We start from the raw sequence: 17,251 nt of genomic DNA on the forward strand, positions 1-17,251 counted from the left end.
GCTCTCGTACCGACACCGCAGGAGCGGGCGAATGTCAAAGCAGGCTTGACGCAATCCATCTGTCAAAGTACCTTTGACAGATGCGGATCCTCCCCGATGCCCTGAAGCACGGTGTCTCCCGCGACGAGATCCGCTCCGCTCTCCAGGTGCCGATGCGGGAGGTCCGCCAAGGCACTGAGAAGATGCTCGTCATCGGGGCGACGAGCGCTGGGACGCTTCTCGAGCTCGTCGTTGCTGATCCCGAAGGCGACGACCCTCGCGTGATCCACGCAATGGCCCTTCGCCCCAAGTTCTACGACTACCTGTGAGGTGATGACGATGACCAAGACAACGCGCAAGGACCCAGCCGTCACCGGCCGGGTGTTGACCACTCGTCACGACGCTCTCGACGAGGCCCGCCGCCTGTTGAAGGTCGCGCATCTCAGTCTCGCTTCGGCCGACGAGACGCCGCTCGACGAACTCGACGAATCACTCGGAGAGCCGATCGAGGTCATCTACGTCGTTCCGCGACCAGCAGATGCGCCCCGTGGCGAAACGGCAGAAGCAGAAGATTGGCTCGACTCCCTCGACCCGGCGTCGACTCCGGCCGATGACCCGCGCGAGCTTCGTCGGGTCGGTCTCGCACAGCGAGGTGTTGAAGAAGCCGAGGCCGAGCTCAGGGCAGCCGTGCGTGAGGCCCGAGCAGCCGGGCGAACCTGGGCCGACATCGGACGCACACTCGGGGTGACTCGACAGGCCGCACAGATTCGATTCCGCGAGTCGCCACTCCCCACCGCCTGAACCCACCGTCAGCGCCGCCTCCGAGCAATCGGAGGCGGCGCTCTGGCGGGTCCTCGTCGACGAAGGCATGGTCCGACACCCTCCGGCGGTGCGCTCCGCCGTCGGGCGTGGGTCTTCCTGGCCGGGTGCTACTCGCGGACCGGTGCGCCCGTCGGGACCACCGGGGCCTCCTCGACCGGCACGTCCTCCTTGCGGCCCAGGGCGCTCGGCCACCACATGTGCCGTCCCACGTCGAGGTTGAGGGCCGTGACGAGCACCGACCGGACGACGAGCGTGTCGAGCAGGACACCGAAGGCGACCGCGAACCCGATCTCCGCGAACGCGACCACGGGCAGCGTGCCCAGCACCGCGAACGTCCCCGCGAGCACCAGGCCCGCCGACGTGATGACCGCGCCCGTCGCGGCCAGCCCGACCAGCGCACCGCGCCGCGTCCCGACGCGCAGCGACTCCTCGCGCACCCGGGTCATGAGGAAGATGTTGTAGTCGATCCCGAGCGCGACGAGGAACACGAACACGAACAGCGGCAGCGACGTGTCGGCGCCCTCGAACCCGAACACGTACCTGAACACGAGCGCGCTCACCCCCAGGGCCGCCGTGAACGACAGCACGACCGTCGCGACGAGGACGAGCGGCGCCGTGACCGCGCGCAGGAGCACCGCGAGGATGACCAGGACCGTCAGCAGGATGATCGGGATGATGAGCACGTTGTCCGCGGCCGAGGCGCGCTGGACGTCGAGCGTGATCGCGCTCGCCCCGCCCACCAGGGCGTCGGCGTCCGGGACCGCATGGACCGCGTCCCGTACCCGGTCGACGGTGTCGTACGCCGCCTGCGAGTCCGGCTCGGACGTGAGCGTGCCCTCCATGTACGCGTAGCCGCCCGCCGACACGGGCTCTGTCACGGTCGACGCGTCGATCCCCTCGGTGCTCGCGAACGCGTCGTGCACCGCAGCGACCGCGGCGGGCGACGAGTCGTCCGCGACGACGACTACGGGCGAGCCCGACCCCGCCGGGAAGTGCTCGGAGAGGACCTGCTCGCCCACGATCGAGGGCTGCTCGCCCCGGAACGACTCGGCGCTCGACAGCCCGTTGGCGTCGAGCTGCGTGATGCCCAGCCCCAGCACGGCCAGGACGATCGAGGTCACGACCCACACGCGCCGCGGACGCCTCGCGATCCGGCCGCCCAGCCGTGCCCAGACGCCGTGCTCGGTGGGCTCGTCGTCGCCCAGGTGCGGCACGCGCGGCCAGAACACCCACCGGCCCGTCGCGACGAGCAGCGCGGGCAGCAGCGTCAGCATGACCAGCAGCGCGACCACGATCCCGACCGCCGCGACCGGCCCCAGCCCGGCCGTCGAGCTCATCTGCGCGAACAGCAGGCACAGCATGCCGATCGCGACCGTCGCACCGCTCGCGACGATCGCCGGGCCCGCGCGGTGCAGCGCGAGCGCCATGGCCTCGTGCCGGTCCTCGTGGCGGCGGAGCTCTTCCCTGTAGCGCGCGACGAGCAGCAGGGCGTAGTCCGTCCCCGCGCCGAAGACCAGGACCGTGAGGATGCCCGCGCTCTGCGCGTTCACGGTCAGACCGGTGGTGTCGGCCAGGACGTAGACCACGGCCTGCGACACCGTCAGCGCGACGCCCGCCGAGACCACGGGCAGGAGCCACAGCGTGGGGCTGCGGTAGGTCAGCAGCAAGATCACGATCACGACGCCCGCGGCTGCGTACAGCAGCGTCGAGTCGATGCCCTCGAACGCCTTCGAGGAGTCCGCGGCCGCGCCGGCCGGGCCCGTCACATAGACGTCCATGCCGTTCGCGCCGTCCTCCGCGGTCGCGCGCAGGTCCGCGACGGCGTCGGCCGCGAGGTTCCAGCCCTCGCTGCCCAGGTCGAGGGGCACGATCACCTGGGCAGCCTGCCCGTCCTCGGACGGGATCGGCCCGACGACGTCCCCGTCCAACGTGTCGAGCTCACCGAACGTCGCGACGTCCTGGGAGACCTTGGCCAGGTCCTCGGGCGTGAGGCCCGACTCGCGCACGTAGACCAGGACCGCCGGGATCGTGTTGGGCGACGTGAAGCTGCTCGCGACGTCGAGCACCTGGGTCGACTCGGCGTTCGCCGGGAGCCACGACGTGGCGTCGTTGTCCTGCGCCCCCGTGAGCCTGCCCGCCAGCGGCGCGGTCAGCGCCAGGACGACCGCCCAGAAGGCGATGACGACCCACTTGGCGTAGCGGTGCGTGATCCAGCCGGCGATGCGAGACATGGGTTCTCTCCGAGACTCCCGGTGCTCCCTGGCGCGAGATTCCAGCGCACACCCGCGAGGGGGTGGGTGTCAACGGGTCAGGAACCGGCGCCGGCCCGCCCCGCCCGCCCCCGCAGCCGCGACCGCACCGCGTAGATCCCGACGATGACGCCCACGAGCACGAGCGTCGACACGAGCTGGACGCGCGCGGCGTCGTCGAACAGCATGAGGACGATGAGCCCGGCGAGGCCCGCGAGCGTCGCCCACGTGAGCCCCGGGTAGGCCCACATGCGCAGCGTCATCTTGTCCGCACCGCCTGCGGCGGCCTCGAGGCGCGGGCGCAGCCTGAGCTGCGAGACGGCGATGAACACCCAGATGACGAGCAGCGCCGAGCCCACGGCGTTGAGCAGGATGCCGAGGACCTCGCCCGGCAGCAGCCAGTTGAGCCCCACGGACAGAAGGCCGAAGAACACCGACAGCAGCACCGCGACCCACGGGACGCCGGTCGGCGACACCTTGGTCAGGGCACGGTGGCCGTCGCCGCGGCCCGCGAGCGAGAATGCCATGCGGGACGTGCCGTAGACGTTCGCGTTGAATGCCGACAGGAGCGCGACGACCACGACGGCCTCCATGAGGCGGGCCGCGCCGGGCAGCCCGGCGAGGTCGAGCACCGCGACGAACGGGCCGCTCAGCAGCTCGGGGGCGTCCCACGGCAGGACGAGCGCCATGATCGCGACCGCACCCACGTAGAAGAAGAGGATGCGCCACACGATCGAGCGGGTCGCGGTCACGATGGCCTTCTGCGGCTCGCGCGCCTCGGCCGCGGCGATCGTCACGATCTCGATCCCGCCGAACGCGAAGACCACGACGAGCAGCCCCGCCGCGATACCCGGCAGGCCGTGGGGGGCGAAGCCCGCGAGCGAGGCGGGGTCGCCGAAGATGTTGGTCGTCCCCACGGGGTCGGTGCCGGGCAGCCAGCCCAGGACGAGCAGCACACCGATCACGAGGAACGCCACGATCGCGGCGACCTTGATGAACGCGAACCAGAACTCGAACTCGCCGAAGTGCTTCACGCCCCACAGGTTCACGACCGCGAACACCGCCACGAACACGAGCGCGACGACCCACTGCGGCACGCCCGGGACCCACCCGGACACGATCTGCGAGGCGCCCGTGATCTCGGCGCCGAGCACCATGATGAGCGTGAACCAGTAGAGCCAGCCCATGGTGAACCCGGCCCAGCGACCCAGCGCGGTCTCGGCATACACCGAGAAGGACCCGCTCGACGGCACGGCCGACGCCATCTCGGCGAGCATCCGCATGACGAGGATGACGAGCAGGCCCGCGACGGCGTACGAGACCAGGACGGCGGGTCCCGCGGTCGCGATCCCGACGCCGCTGCCGAGGAACAGGCCGGCCCCGATCGCGGACCCCAGGCCCATCATCGTGAGGTGGCGGGTGCGCAGGCCGTGAGCGAGCTGCTCACCCTCGGGGGCGAGGGGCCCGGCGGGGTGCGCGGCGTCGTCGGGCAGGGCGGGGGAAGCGCTGTCAGGCATGCCCGACGGCGGAGGTGCGGTGCTCATGGGGGTGCGGTCTGTCCGTGCTCGAGGGGGGCGCCGAGATGGCGCCGTTCCACGGTACCCGCACCCGGGCGACGACGACGACCCGCCGTGGAGCGTCCCGGCCTCACCTGCGCACCACCACGGGCACGCCCGGCGAGCGGGGAGCGCCTGCACGGTGCACGGTGGAGGGAGCCCGTCACCGACACCCCCGAGGAGAACCATGAACGTCGCCCTGATCGGAGCCCACGGCAAGGTGGGCCGCCTGGTCATCCCCCTCCTCGCCGACCACGAGATCCAGGTGAGCGGGATCGTGCGGCACGAGTCGCAGCTCCCGCTCGTCGAGGAGCTCGGCGGCACGCCCGTGCTGCTCGACGTCGAGAACGCGACGACCGAGGAGATCACGGAGGCCCTGCGCGGGCACGACGCCGTGGTGTGGTCCGCCGGGGCCGGCGGCGGGGACCCCGACCGGACCTACGCCGTCGACCGGGACGCCGCGATCCGTTCGATCGACGCCGCCGCTGCCGCGGGCGTCTCGCGCTACGTCATGGTGTCGTGGATCGGCTCGGTGCCGGACCACGGCATCGCGAAGGACGACAGCTTCTTCCCGTACGCCGACGCCAAGCTCGCGGCCGACGACCACCTGCGCGGCACCGACCTCGACTGGACGATCCTGGGTCCCGGCACCCTGACGAACGACAAGGCGACCGGCACCATCGACGTCGGCGCCGAGAACGGCAGGACGTCGCGCGGCAACGTCGCCCTGGTCGTCGCGCAGGCTCTGCGGTCGCCGTCGACCGTCGGGCAGTTCGTCCGTTTCGTCGACGGCGAGACGCCGGTCCTGGAGGTGTTCGGCCGGTAGGCCGGGCGCGTCGCCCCCGTCGCCCCCGGCCCGTCGCCCCCCGACCGCCGCGAGCGGCTACCGTGTGCCGAACGGCAGACGAGGAGGTGTGCACGTGGTCAGGCGCAACAGGACGAAGGAGCGGGCCCGGGCGGGCTCCGTCCTGGGCGACGCGACGACCCCGGTACCCGCCGAGGCCGCCCCCACCGCGTCGCCCCGGACCCCGCCGTCCGGGGCACGCTGGGTGGCCGACGTCGACGGGGCGCGCGCCCTCGCCGAACGGCTGCTCACCCCCGGCCGCGCCTGGCCCGTGGTCGCGATCTCGGTCGCCGCCGGGCACGCCGAACCGTACGTCGACCTCGACGAGCTCGTCGACGAGGTGTCCGGGCTCGCCGAGGTCGTCGTCCTGCCCACGGGCGACGCGTCGTGGGCGTTCTCGGCCGTCATGCCCCCTGCGACGCAGGTCTACGGCGGCGCAGCCCGCGTCTACCCCGTCGACCACGAGTGGGTCGGCGCACCGCGCCGCAGCAGGCTGCGCTTCGCGTACTCGGAGTCCGACGCGGGGCGCCTGCTCGACCACCTGGTGCACGACTGCCTCACGGCCGCCCTCGGCGCGGGCCTGCTCGGCGCCCACCGCGACCCCGACGCCCCGCGCGTCGAGGGCACCGTGCGCTCGATCCTCGGCCCGCGCGCGTTCGTCGCGCTCGACGACGACTCGCTCGCGAGCATCGCCGAAGAGCTCACGGTCCCCGGAGTCTCGCTCGCGCGCCTGCTCGTCGTCGGGCAGCGGGTCACCGGGACGCTGGACCGGGAGGGCCGCCGGCTGGACGTCCGCGAGTCGCTCCTCCTGCCCGACGGCGCCACGCCCCCGGGTGCGGACGCAGGCCTGGGTGGCTACGCCGTCGGGCAGGTGGTGCTCGCGGACGTCGCCGCGGTCTCCGCGGCGACCGTCCGGCTGCGCCTCGTGCCCGGCCTGACCGTGGACGTCCCGCGCGACGCCGTGACGGGGAACCCCGCCGACGCCCTGACCGACCTCTTCACGGTCGGCGAGGTCGTGCTCGCACGCGTCGCGTCCACGGCGCCGTGGGCGCTGCGGCTCGACGACATCGACGACATCGACGGCGACGACAGCACCGAGGTCCCCGTGGCTGCGCCGAGCCTGCTCCCGGGCGGGCCGCCGTGGCTCGTCCTGCCCGAGGTCGGGCACGCGACGCCCGCACGCGCCCTGCCCGAGCTGCCGCCGCTGCGCGTCCCGGTCGTGAGGGCCGCGCTCGGGGCTCCACCGGACCCGGGGGCCCCGGGCGAGCCTGGTGCTGCCGACGACACGCACGTCGGCGACGACACGGGCGCACCCGCCGCACCCGACCCCGACGACCACCCGCGTCCGGACGGGGCCGCCGAGGGCACGCTGCGCCGTCGGACCCCGCTGGACCTCGTCGCCCCCGCCGACCGACCCGGCGCCCGCTCCTCCACCGCTCCCCCGCCTGCGGGGCGCGCCCTGCGGGACATGAGCCTCGCGCTCGAGGCGAGCCGGGCGCAGACCCGCGGGCTCGACACCGCCCTCGCCGCGGCACGGGCCGAGAACCTCACCCTGCGGGCCACGCTCCAGGCGACCACGGTCGAGCTCGCCGGGCTGCGCCGACGCGCCGCCGAGCTCGAGCACGAGGCCGCCGCCGCACAGAGCCGGGCCACGAACTTCCAGACCAAGTACCGCCGGGCAGACCTCAGCCGGCAGCAGCTCAAGAAGGACCAGCGAGCGACCGCGCACACAGACGAGCACCACGACGGCATCGCGTTCCTCGACCCCGCCGAACAGTTCCGCCACGAGGTCGCCACCGCCTGGATCCGGCGCGTCCCCGCCGCCGAGAAGGCCAGCAAACCGCTCGCGGAGTACACCCTGGGCGACCGCTTCCTGACATCCCTCGACGCGCTCGAAGGGATCTCGCGGGCCAAGGTCGTGGACGTCGTCGTCGAGGTCCTGACCGGGGACGCCGAGCACATCGCCGGCCGCGAGCTGCACCCCCTGCGGGTCAACGAGGGCGGCGGCAGCCCGGCCGTCGTCCGCGACGACGGAGCCACGTGCTGGCGTGCGTCCCTCCAGACCAGGAGCGCCTCGGCGCGGCGGCTGCACTACTGGAAGCGTGGGGACCGGATCGAGCTCTCACGCGTCGTGCTGCACGACGACATGGACCCGTGACCCCGGCGCTGCCGGAGCTGTCGGTCGGTAGCCGGTGCAGGCAAGCCCCTGATCGACGGGTGGTGGGGGGTCCGGTCGTTGAGACCACGGCGGCCCTGCCCTGGACGGCCGCCAGCACGGTACCCGGTGGGGGTACGGTCGGGGTGCGGCAGCCGGCTCTCGTGCTGGTCGCCGAGCGCACCCCCGCACGACAAGGACCCGCCTGACCCCGTCCGACCCCGTCCGACCCCGAGGAGCCACCGGTGAGCAAGGCCAACCCCACCCGCTGGGAGCAGAAGACCGCCGTGAACCCGTCCCACTCGACGTGGTACGTCGAACGGTTCCGCGCCATGGCCGCCCAGGGCGCCGACCTCGCAGGCGAGGCCCGGCTGGTCGACGCGATGGTTCCCCGCGGCGCCCGCATCCTCGACGCCGGCAGCGGGCCGGGACGCGTCGGCGCCGAGCTCGCGGCGCGCGGGCACGTCGTGGTCGGCGTCGACGTCGACCCCGTGCTCATCGAGGCCGCCCAGGCCGACCACCCCGGTGCGACGTGGCTCGTCGGAGACATCGCCGAGCTCGACCTGCCCGCGGCGGGCATCGCCGAACCGTTCGACGTGATCGTGTGCGCAGGGAACGTCGTGACGTTCCTTGCGCCGGGCACCGAGGTCGAGGTCCTGCGCCGCTTCCGCGCCCACCTCGTGCCGGGCGGCCGGGCCGTCGTCGGGTTCGGAGCAGGGCGCGGGTACGCGTTCGACGCGTTCTTCGCCGACGCCGCCGAGGCCGGGCTCGAGGTCCAGCTCGCGCTCTCGACGTGGGACCTGCGGCCGTTCGCCGAGGACGGCGACTTCCTGGTCGCGGTGCTGGGAGTGCCCGAGGCCTGACGACGGCCACCGGGGCGCAGCCGTTCGTCCAGGGCGAACGGCGATCTGGAATTGAGCGGAGGCGACTCAAGTTGTACCGGTCAGAGGTTCCGCACCGACCGAAGGAGTCACCATGACCACCACCCTGACGACCGCTCCCGCGTTCGACCGCGCCCTGCGCGACCTGCTCACCGCCCGCCCCGTGGCAGGCGTCCCGGCCCACGCCGACGTCTTCCAGGACGGCGACGACCTGGTCGCCCGCTTCGACCTGCCGGGCATCGACCCGGCGCAGGACGTCACGGTCGAGGTCGAGGGCCGCAAGCTCGTCGTGCGCGGCGAGCGCAAGGACGAGCGGGCCGAGGAGGCCGAGGGCCGTCGCGTCCGCGAGGTCCGCTACGGCGCGTTCCACCGCGTCGTGACCCTCCCCCAGCCCGCCGACGCGAGCACCATCAGCGCCCGGTACGACGCAGGTGTCCTGACCGTCACCGTCTCCGGCGTCTACGCCGGCACGACACCGCAGCGCATCGAGGTCACGACCTCCGCGTCCTGACGGTCTTCCAGACCTCCCCGCCGCCGGTCACCCCCCTTCGGCCGGCGGTGCGGTGAGTCGACGGGCCCGGTGCGAGTGCACCGGGCCCGTCGTGCTGTCCGGGCACGGTTCGAGCATGCGGTTGGCGTTCCTCGAGCATGCGGTTGGCGTCCAGTTCCGGGCAGATCCCGACGCCAACCGCATGCTCGGCACCGGACACCGAGGCCCGGTCCGGTGCGGGCTCCGGCCCCGAGGTCTCAGGCTGCGGCCCCCGGGGCGCCGTCGGCGGCGACCATCTCCACGCTGCGTTCCCACAGTTCGGCCGCGAGACGTGGGTCGCTCACGAGCGGGTGGGTCGTCGCGACCTTGCGCTTGACGTAGTAGCTCCCCGGCTCCCAGTCGACGCCCGGGGTCGTGGTCGCGAGCCAGACGAGCGTGTCGGCCCCCTTGGCCGACGACGTGAGGAAGCGGCTCAGCACCGTCTGGTACATGACGCGCATGCTGCTCGTCGAGGTCGCGGCGAAGTTGGTCGCGACCACGCCCGGGTGGAACGCCGCAGCCGAGATCCCGGCCGCACGGTACCGACGGTCGAGCTCGCGCGTGAACAGGTTCACGGCGAGCTTCGCGTTGCCGTACGCGGTGTTGGGCGCGTACGACCGCTCGGACTCGAGGTCGTCGACGTGGAAGTCGCTGAACAGCCGGTGCGCGGCGCTGCTCGTGCTGATGACGCTCGCACGGCTCTCCGCCAGCCGGTCGAGCAGCAGCGTCGTGAGGAGGAACGGTGCGAGGTGGTTGACCTGGAACGTCAGCTCGTGGCCGTCCTCGGAGACCCGACGGTCGGCCATGATGCCGCCCGCATTGTTCGCGAGGACGTCGATCCGCTCGTAGCGGTCGCGCAGCTGCGCGGCGAGCGACCGCACCTCGGCCAGCCGCGCGAAGTCGGCCGCGAAGAAGTCGGCGCCCAGATCGCGTGCGACCGCCGCGGTCTTCTCGGGCGAGCGCCCCACGACCACGACCTCGTGCCCGTCCTCGGCGAGCGCCCGGGCCGCCGCCGCCCCGATCCCGTCGCTCGCTCCCGTGATGACGATCGTCCTGCGTGCCATGTGCCGTCCCGCCTCGTCTCGTGCCGTCGCCGTGCCCCTCTCGGAGCGTAGACCGCGTGGGGGCGACGATCCCCGCCCGGGGCGCGCTACGCCGTCGGGCCGGTGTCTCGCGTGAAGCGGTCCCGTAGTCCCAGCGCGGTCGAGCGCCACGCCGCGGCCCGCTTGATCGTCGCGCCCATCTCGCCCTCGTCGACGGGGACGTGCACGACCGGTACGCCGCGCTCGGCTGCGAGCGCGAGCATCGCGTCGGTCGACCCGGGGAACGCGAGCTGCAGCAGGACCGACGTCGCGCTCGCCTGCCGCTCGCCCTCGCCGAGGCGGCGCTTGTAGCGGATCTCGGTCACGGTCCGCCGTGTGAACGGGGCCGCCCTGGACCCCGCGTCGCTGTCCGGCGCGTCATCCGTCGTGCCGCCGGTCGTCAGGAGGTGAGCGGCGTCGTCGGGCAGCGGGACGGCCGTCAGGTACAGCGACACGAGCAGCTCCGTGACCTTGCCCAGGACCCAGCCGCGCCCCGGCACGCGCGGGATCACACGCAGGTACTGCGCGAAGTTCGCCTCGAGCGCGTCGGCCGACAGGCTCGACCACGCGGGCTGGGTGCGCACCTCGAGGACGCGGTCCCAGTCGATCGCGTCGCCGTCGAACCCGACCTCGCGCGGCCCGACGTGCACGGCCCCGAACCGGTCGAGCAGCTCGAGCGGCCTGGTCGCGAAGCGCGGCACCAGCGGGACCTGGCGCACGAGACCGGCGACCGAGGCGTCCCAGTGGTCGGTGAGCGGCAGCACAGGTCGCGGGTACGCGTCCAGGGCGCGGCCGACCCAGCCGGTGACCAGGGTGTCGAGGCGCGGCCTGGTCTCGGTCCCGTCACGGCCCGACGGCGGAGCGTCGGCCGCGTCGTCGGCCGCCGCGGTGGCGGTGGCGGAGGTGGCCGTGGCGGCCGCGTCATCGGCGGTGGTGGCTGACGGCTCGGTCAGGTCGTCGGGCTCGCGGCAGGTCGTCGAGACCACCGGTAGTTCCTGGTCCATGGACTCCTCTGCGTGCACGCGACCGCGCGCGACGAGCCGGGCGCGGTCAACCCCGGACCCTACCTTCTCCTCGCCGGGCCCGGCCGCCCCGGCGGCGACTCCCGAACGGTGCGACGCTGGACCGATGAGCGAGGAGCCCGACGCGACCGGCGATCAGGTGATCGACGGGCTGTTCGCCCTGCCCCTCGACGAGTTCGTCGCCGCACGGAACGCCGCGGCCAAGCAGGCGACCGCCGCCGGGGACGCCGTGGGTGCCGCACGCCTGAGCGCGCTGACCAAGCCGACCGTCGCCGCGTGGGTCGTCAACCAGGTGGCCCGCGCCCACCCCGAGACGGTCGGGAGCCTCGTCGCGCTCGGCGACGACCTGCGCGCCGCGACCGAGGCGCGGGACCGGGCGCGGCTGGCCGAGCTCGACCGCGACCGCCGACGCCAGGTCGAGGCGCTGGTCGGGGGCGTCTCGGCGGCGGGCGAGGTCCGCGGGCGGGCCGTGTCGGGCGAGGTGCTGCGGCGCCTCGGCGAGACGCTCACCGCCGCGGTCATGGACCGTGACGCGGGCGCGCTCGTGCAGGCCGGGCGCCTGACCCAGGCGTTGCAGTACGTCGGGTTCGGGATCGTCGACGAGTCCGGCGAGAGCGCCGACGTCGTGTCGTTGAGCGCGGAGCGAGAGGCCCGACGCAGCACAGGGACGCGCTCGCGGGCCGCCGAGCAGCAGGCCGAGGAGGCTCCCTCGCCCGTGCCCGAGCACTCGGGATCGGACACCCACCTCGCAGACGCGGAACGTGAGGTCGCCGCGGCGGCCGCAGAGATCGACCGTCTCGAAGGTCGCCGCGACCAGGCCGCCGACGTCGTGCGGGAGGCGAGCGACGCCGTCGGGCCGCTGGACGCGCGACTCAGCGCGCTCGACGAGCAGATCGCGCGGCTCACCGCCGCACGCGACGACACGCTCGTGGCGCTCGACGAGGCGCGGAGCGCGCTCGCCGCAGCCGAGGAGGACCTGGCCGCCGTCGACCGCGACCTCGAGGACGCCGAGGGGAAGGCCGAGGAGGCGAGGCGCCGCCGGCGGGCGGCGCGACCGAAGGGCTGAGTCGGGCGGCGCGATGCCCTGGCGAGCGCTGGGGCGTTCGGGCGCGGTGGCCCCTCGTCAGCCGCCCGAGGGCGGGGTCGTGCGCTCGGGGATCTGGACCTGGATCGAGATCTCGTTCTCGCCCGGCTCGGTGGGCGTCGCGGGGTCGGTCGGCGTGGGGGTCGGCGTGGCTGTCGGGGAGGGCGTCGGCAACGGGGTGACCGGCGGGGTCGTCGGGGAGGTCGTCGGGGCACTTGTCGAGGTGGGGGTCGGCGAGGGCTGCCCGGGGCCCGTCTCCCCGCCCTTGCAGCCCGTGAGCACGGCGACGGACAGCAGGACTGTGGTCGTGATGGCGGCAGTGCGCACTACGGCTCCCCGATGAATTGGTATGTCCGTCCAGGCTAAAAATGATTCGCGCGTCTCGCTCGGCGAGAAGTCCTCTCGACGGCTCCTATGCGCGGACTTCACCCAGCAGCCCGGACCTGGCACGCTGTCCCCCGTGCCCGGATTCGCCGTGATCGACCTCGAGACCACAGGGTTCTCGCCCCGCCAGCACGACCGTATCGCCGAGGTCGCCGTCGTCCTCACCGACACCACCGGCCGCGTCCAGGACGAGTGGTGCACGCTCGTCAACCCCGAGCGCGACCTCGGACCCCAGCACGTGCACGGCATCAGCGCCGCCGACGTCGGGCTCGCGCCCACGTTCGCCCTCGTCGCGCCGCACCTCGCGCGGCTCCTCGAAGGGCGCGTGATCGTCGCGCACAACGCGAGCTTCGACACCCGGTTCCTGCGCGCAGAGTTCAGCCGCGTCGGCCTGCCCGTGGGGATCGACCCGCTCGCGTGCCTGTGCACCATGCGCCTCGCCGGGACGTTCCTGCCGTCCGCGCCGCGCGGGCTCGCGATCTGCTGCGAGCTCGCCGGCGTCGTGCACGACGGCGCCCACTCCGCCCTCGGGGACGCGCGCGCCACGGCCGGACTCCTCGAGCACTACCTCGGGCTCGACGACTCCGACCCGCTCTGGGCCGTCGCGCACGAGGCGTCGTCCTTCCACTCCTGGCCGGGGCTACCCGCCGCTGGAGCCTTCACCCCGGTGCTGCGCGGCGCGAGCCGCCCGACCGGCCACTGGCTGTCCGGCCTGTCCGACCGCCTCGACCGCGTCCCCTTCCCACCCCAGGCCGACGACTACCTCGCTCTCCTCGACCTCGCCCTGCTCGACCGGTACGTGTCCTTCACCGAGCGCGGCGCCCTGCTCGCTGCTGCCGAGGAGGCCGGGCTCAGCCGGGCGCAGGTCGAGTCGCTGCACCACGGGTACCTCGACGCGCTCGCCCGCGTGGCCCTGCTCGACGGTGTCCTCTCGGACTCCGAGCTCGCCGACCTCCACGAGGTCGCGGGCCAGCTCGGCATGGACGCCGACGACGTCGCGGCGGCGGTCGCGCGCGCGGGGCGCGGCGTGGTGGTCGCCGGGGCACCCGCCTCTCTCCCCACGGTGCCCGACGCCGGAGCGCACCCGGGCGCGGAGGCGAGCGGCGCCGTCGGGCCGGTTGGGACGGGCGAGGCCGAGGCGCTGGGCGAGGCCGGTGCGCCGAGCGGGGCCGTCGCGACCGTGGCCGACAGGCCGCGGTTCGCGCTGGCCCGGGGAGACGAGATCGTGCTGACCGGGGCCATGACGCGGCCGCGCGAGGACTGGGAGCGTGAGGCGCGGGGCGCCGGGCTCGCACCCTGGCCGAACGTCACCAAGCGCACCCGCGTCGTCATCGCCGCCGACCCGGACTCGCTGTCCGGGAAGGCGCGCACCGCTCGGCGATACGGAATCCCGGTCGTGAGCGAGCGGGTGTTCGAGGAGCTGCTGGGGCGGGTCTCGGTCGGCTGACCTCGTCGTGGGAACTCATGCCAGCGCTGCTTGGTCCGGCCCGGACGGTTCCCACGGTGCCGTGACGTAGTGCGTCGATGGCGGTGTCCGCGCCCTGCTGAGACCCCGCACGATCGGTGAGACCCGGTCGACGACCCGGAGCTCGCCGTCGACCCCCTGCCGCGGCCGGTGGCGGCCCGGGAGATACCCCTGCGCGCACTCACCACTGCGCACGTCCACCAGTCGCACGCCCGTCCAGTGCGCGTACCGGACTGCCTCGACGAGCTCCACCACGCGGCCACCCGGCACCGCGTCGGCCCGGAGGAACAGGCGCGCCCACCGACGCCGGCTGCGCGCGACGAACCACGCCGGGCCGGCGACCGGGGCGAGGAACAGCGTCCAGACGACGACCATCTGCATCCTGCCGGTGGCCGAAGTCACCGGTTCCCCGCCGACCTGGACCGCGAGATGCGGGCTAACGAGGAAGGCGACGAGCGGCAAGGGTGAAAAACAGACTGCCACGAACGGCAGCAGCAGGCCGACGAGGGTCGGTCGGAACCAGTAGTGGGTGACGAACCACGGAAGGTAGAGGGCGAGCAGCACGAGACCGACACCCCCGCTGTACGCCAGGCCCTCGTCGCCGCGCACCACCCCCGCGATCCACATCGCCAGGACCGAGACGAGACCCGCAACGACGAGCCCCGTGAGGACCAGACCCGCGGTAGCCCACACTCGTGTGACGGTCGTGCCCATGCCGACTCCCCCGGTCGTGGACGCCCGTGCCGCTCGGCGCGTGCGCCACGGGACCGGACCGGCGCGCGACGCGCGCCCTGGGACCATCGTGGTGGCGTCACGGGGTGCGGTCGGGGTTGTCCACAGGGAAATCTCGGTGTGAGACGAACTCAAGCCCCGCCGGGTGAAATCAACCATCGGCGAGAGGCCGATCCCATTGCGAGTGCTAGCGTCGCGGCCGTGGCAACGACCAGGGTGCGGGAACAGCACATCGCAGTGTTCGGTGGCAGCGGCAGCGGCAAGACCGTGCTCGTCTCGTCGTTTTACGGGGCGGCGCAGGAAAAAGCGTTCACCAAGGACAGCTTGTTCTACGTCAACGCTGACGACACCGGCCAGGGCCACCGGTTGCACCAGAACTTCCTGGGCATGAAGAACTCGGCGGTGGTCCCTGAACCTACCCGCTTCGCAGCGACCTCCTACGCCTTCTCGATCAAGTCGAAAGGCCCGAGCGATGAGAAGATCGCCAAGATGCGGCCGTTCGACGAGCTGAAGCTCGTCTGGCACGACTACCCGGGCGAGTGGTTCGAGCAGGAACCTGACCGAGAGTCGGAGGCCACCCGCCGCGTCGAGACCTTCCGGACGCTCCTTCGATCCGACGTCGCTGTCGTCCTCGTCGATGGCCAGAAGCTCCTGGACAACCGGGGCGAGGAGGAGAGGTATCTCAAGCTGATGCTCGGAAACCTCCGTGGTGGCCTGCTGAGGTTGAAGGACGACATCCTCGATGACGGCCAGCCGCTCGCCGAGTTCCCCCGCGTCTGGGTCATTGCCTTGTCCAAGGCCGACCTTCTCCCCGACCTCGACGTGCACGGGTTTCGCGAGCTGCTCATCGAGAAGGCGGGCAGTGACATCTCGTCGCTGCACGAGGTGGTCAAGGGCTTCGTCCAGCTTCCCGAAGCACTGTCGATCGGTGAGGACTTCATGCTTCTCTCATCAGCGAAGTTCGAGCCGGGCCGGATCGAAGTGTCGAAGCGGGTCGGGCTGGATCTCATCCTCCCCGTCGCCACCCTGCTGCCGCTGGAGCGCCTCGTCCGATGGTCCGAGAGGTTCGATATCCCCCGCAAGCTTGTCGGCCAGCTAGCCGATAATGCCGAAGCTCTGGCGACGGTTCTCGTCGGCGCCAACGCCTTCCACGCCCTTGTGAAGAAGGTGCCCAAGGTCGGCCCGGTGCTGGGCACGCTCATCCTCCCGATGCTCACCGGGGCGATCCGGCTCAGTAAGACCAAGATCGAAGAGACCAACACCAGTGCGCGGGCGAATCATGACTACCTCACGGCGACCCTGACTCAGTCCCGACTGGACCTCGATCAAGGTGTCGAGGACGACATCCTCGTCAAGAGCGTCAAGTGAACATTGTCTGGGCCACGCGCGGACGCACTTGGGGCTTTCGCTTCCTCCTCGACGCCGGGCTCCCTGATCCCCTCCCGACCTATGACCTCGCGTTCGACGGAACCGAGGGCGATCGGACGCTCTGCCGACGCGTGGGGGACCACGTCGCGCTGAAGTTCCCTGACCCCGTGGGCCGCCGGGACCAGTCCGGCCGTGTCATCCCCCACGACATCGTTCTGCGGCCGCCATTGGCGGACGACGTCCGCTCAGTCGAGGACGGCCTACGAATCGTGTGGCCCCTTCTCGCTGATGCGTTCACAGTCGTCTGGGACGGGGAGAAGCCACCCACCGGAGCGCGCCTCCAAGCACTTCTTGCGAGTGGTCGGCCTTCCTCTGACGGTGACAACTCACCGGGACAATCACCTGGGGTGCTTCCTGCCGGATGATTGATCCGCTGGAGATGTGCGGATCGCGAGACATCATCGCTCATACTGCTACCACCCTGCCCAGGGTGAGGGCACGAACGCTCTCGAGCACGCCATGGCTGCTTACCGGACGGACGTGCAGGCCCTCACGGACCGTGATGAGGTGGAACGTGACGTGGTCGGACGAGTCGATCTTTCTAGGAACACGCAAACTGCGATGCGCACCCGGGCCTGGCGCTCAGCGGGCGCTCTCACGACCAGCGTGACCTGACGTCACGCTTGACATGCACTTGGGGCCTCCTGCGGGTGTCGAAATGTAGCGCGTCGTTGCCGACGCCTGTTCCTGTCGAGTCCGCGCACAATCGACGAGGCCCGTTCGAGAATGGTCTCGGGGCATCGTCACCCATTCATAGCTCCCCAACCCGTAGGACCCCTCCACCTACGCTCCTCCTGCGGACCGGTGGGGCATCGACCGGGCGCACCCACGTCGACCGGGTGTGCCGGACGCCCCGACCACAGCACCCCGGACACGACATCTCCAGAGGGGACCAGACCCGCGGGACCGCTGAACTATCAGATGCCTGCGTTTCCCAGGCACAGCGTGCGACCTTGAAGTACTCACGGAACGGGTCGCGAGGTTGCAGCCAAGTGGGGGCACGCCAGCTCTCGCTAGTGCATCAATCAGTCGACCGAAA

The 17,251-nt window shown here is 72.3% G+C and carries 15 protein-coding genes; 9 read left to right on the forward strand and 6 right to left on the reverse strand.

Annotated features, from left to right (window positions below; translation table 11 throughout):
* Positions 1–80: 80 nt before the first annotated feature.
* Together IE95_RS0108635 and IE95_RS20840 are read left to right on the forward strand one after the other, a co-directional pair.
* Positions 81–308: a hypothetical protein gene (locus IE95_RS0108635; RefSeq protein WP_030151221.1), complete on the forward strand. Its 228-nt coding sequence runs from the start codon at positions 81–83 to the stop codon at positions 306–308.
* Positions 309–318: 10 nt separating this feature from the next.
* Positions 319–780 (forward strand): hypothetical protein, encoded by a 462-nt coding sequence (locus IE95_RS20840; RefSeq protein WP_204807050.1) that lies wholly within the window; start codon positions 319–321, stop codon positions 778–780.
* A 128-nt stretch (positions 781–908) separates the two neighbouring features.
* Here IE95_RS20840 and IE95_RS0108645 read toward each other — a convergent pair whose 3' ends face one another.
* Positions 909–3,032 carry an MMPL family transporter gene (locus IE95_RS0108645; RefSeq protein WP_036571514.1) on the reverse strand — a complete coding sequence of 708 codons (2,124 nt, stop codon included), beginning with the start codon at positions 3,030–3,032 and terminating at the stop codon, positions 909–911.
* Positions 3,033–3,109: 77 nt separating this feature from the next.
* On the reverse strand, positions 3,110–4,594 hold the full coding sequence (locus tag IE95_RS0108650; RefSeq protein WP_084689985.1) for an amino acid permease: 1,485 nt from the start codon (positions 4,592–4,594) through the stop codon (positions 3,110–3,112).
* 199 nt (positions 4,595–4,793) lie between these two features.
* On the opposite strand from IE95_RS0108650, the gene IE95_RS0108655 reads away from it, so the two are divergent.
* From IE95_RS0108655 to IE95_RS0108670, 4 genes are all read left to right on the forward strand, one after another.
* Positions 4,794–5,432 (forward strand): SDR family oxidoreductase, encoded by a 639-nt coding sequence (locus IE95_RS0108655; RefSeq protein WP_030151225.1) that lies wholly within the window; start codon positions 4,794–4,796, stop codon positions 5,430–5,432.
* Between the two features lie 94 nt (positions 5,433–5,526).
* Positions 5,527–7,608 carry a hypothetical protein gene (locus IE95_RS18805; RefSeq protein WP_129429530.1) on the forward strand — a complete coding sequence of 694 codons (2,082 nt, stop codon included), beginning with the start codon at positions 5,527–5,529 and terminating at the stop codon, positions 7,606–7,608.
* 242 nt (positions 7,609–7,850) lie between these two features.
* Positions 7,851–8,468: a class I SAM-dependent methyltransferase gene (locus IE95_RS0108665; RefSeq protein WP_030151227.1), complete on the forward strand. Its 618-nt coding sequence runs from the start codon at positions 7,851–7,853 to the stop codon at positions 8,466–8,468.
* 112 nt (positions 8,469–8,580) lie between these two features.
* Positions 8,581–8,997 carry an Hsp20/alpha crystallin family protein gene (locus tag IE95_RS0108670; RefSeq protein WP_030151228.1) on the forward strand — a complete coding sequence of 139 codons (417 nt, stop codon included), beginning with the start codon at positions 8,581–8,583 and terminating at the stop codon, positions 8,995–8,997.
* A 236-nt stretch (positions 8,998–9,233) separates the two neighbouring features.
* Here IE95_RS0108670 and IE95_RS0108675 read toward each other — a convergent pair whose 3' ends face one another.
* Both IE95_RS0108675 and IE95_RS0108680 read right to left on the reverse strand, forming a co-directional pair.
* On the reverse strand, positions 9,234–10,079 hold the full coding sequence (locus IE95_RS0108675) for an SDR family NAD(P)-dependent oxidoreductase (RefSeq protein ID WP_030151229.1): 846 nt from the start codon (positions 10,077–10,079) through the stop codon (positions 9,234–9,236).
* Positions 10,080–10,165: 86 nt separating this feature from the next.
* Positions 10,166–11,101 carry a hypothetical protein gene (locus IE95_RS0108680; protein WP_129429531.1) on the reverse strand — a complete coding sequence of 312 codons (936 nt, stop codon included), beginning with the start codon at positions 11,099–11,101 and terminating at the stop codon, positions 10,166–10,168.
* 124 nt (positions 11,102–11,225) lie between these two features.
* Between IE95_RS0108680 and IE95_RS0108685 the strand changes: the two genes are divergently transcribed.
* The gene (locus IE95_RS0108685) at positions 11,226–12,185 is read left to right on the forward strand and encodes a hypothetical protein (protein ID WP_030151231.1); all 960 of its coding nucleotides are present in this window, start codon (positions 11,226–11,228) and stop codon (positions 12,183–12,185) included.
* 57 nt (positions 12,186–12,242) lie between these two features.
* Here IE95_RS0108685 and IE95_RS20845 read toward each other — a convergent pair whose 3' ends face one another.
* Positions 12,243–12,530, reverse strand: coding sequence for a hypothetical protein (locus IE95_RS20845; RefSeq protein WP_206053330.1), 288 nt, complete (start codon positions 12,528–12,530; stop codon positions 12,243–12,245).
* Positions 12,531–12,552: 22 nt separating this feature from the next.
* Here IE95_RS20845 and IE95_RS18810 point away from each other — a divergent pair, with 22 nt between their 5' ends.
* Positions 12,553–14,034, forward strand: coding sequence for an exonuclease domain-containing protein (locus IE95_RS18810; RefSeq protein WP_084689986.1), 1,482 nt, complete (start codon positions 12,553–12,555; stop codon positions 14,032–14,034).
* 15 nt (positions 14,035–14,049) lie between these two features.
* Here IE95_RS18810 and IE95_RS0108700 read toward each other — a convergent pair whose 3' ends face one another.
* A complete protein-coding gene (locus tag IE95_RS0108700) occupies positions 14,050–14,766 on the reverse strand; it encodes a hypothetical protein (RefSeq protein ID WP_129429532.1) in 717 nt (238 codons plus the stop codon).
* Between the two features lie 219 nt (positions 14,767–14,985).
* Between IE95_RS0108700 and IE95_RS0108705 the strand changes: the two genes are divergently transcribed.
* Positions 14,986–16,152 carry a DNA/RNA helicase domain-containing protein gene (locus IE95_RS0108705; RefSeq protein WP_036571518.1) on the forward strand — a complete coding sequence of 389 codons (1,167 nt, stop codon included), beginning with the start codon at positions 14,986–14,988 and terminating at the stop codon, positions 16,150–16,152.
* Positions 16,153–17,251 lie beyond the last annotated feature (1,099 nt).

Source organism: Oerskovia turbata (assembly GCF_000718325.1).
In the GTDB taxonomy this organism is placed as follows: Bacteria; Actinomycetota; Actinomycetes; order Actinomycetales; family Cellulomonadaceae; genus Oerskovia; species Oerskovia turbata.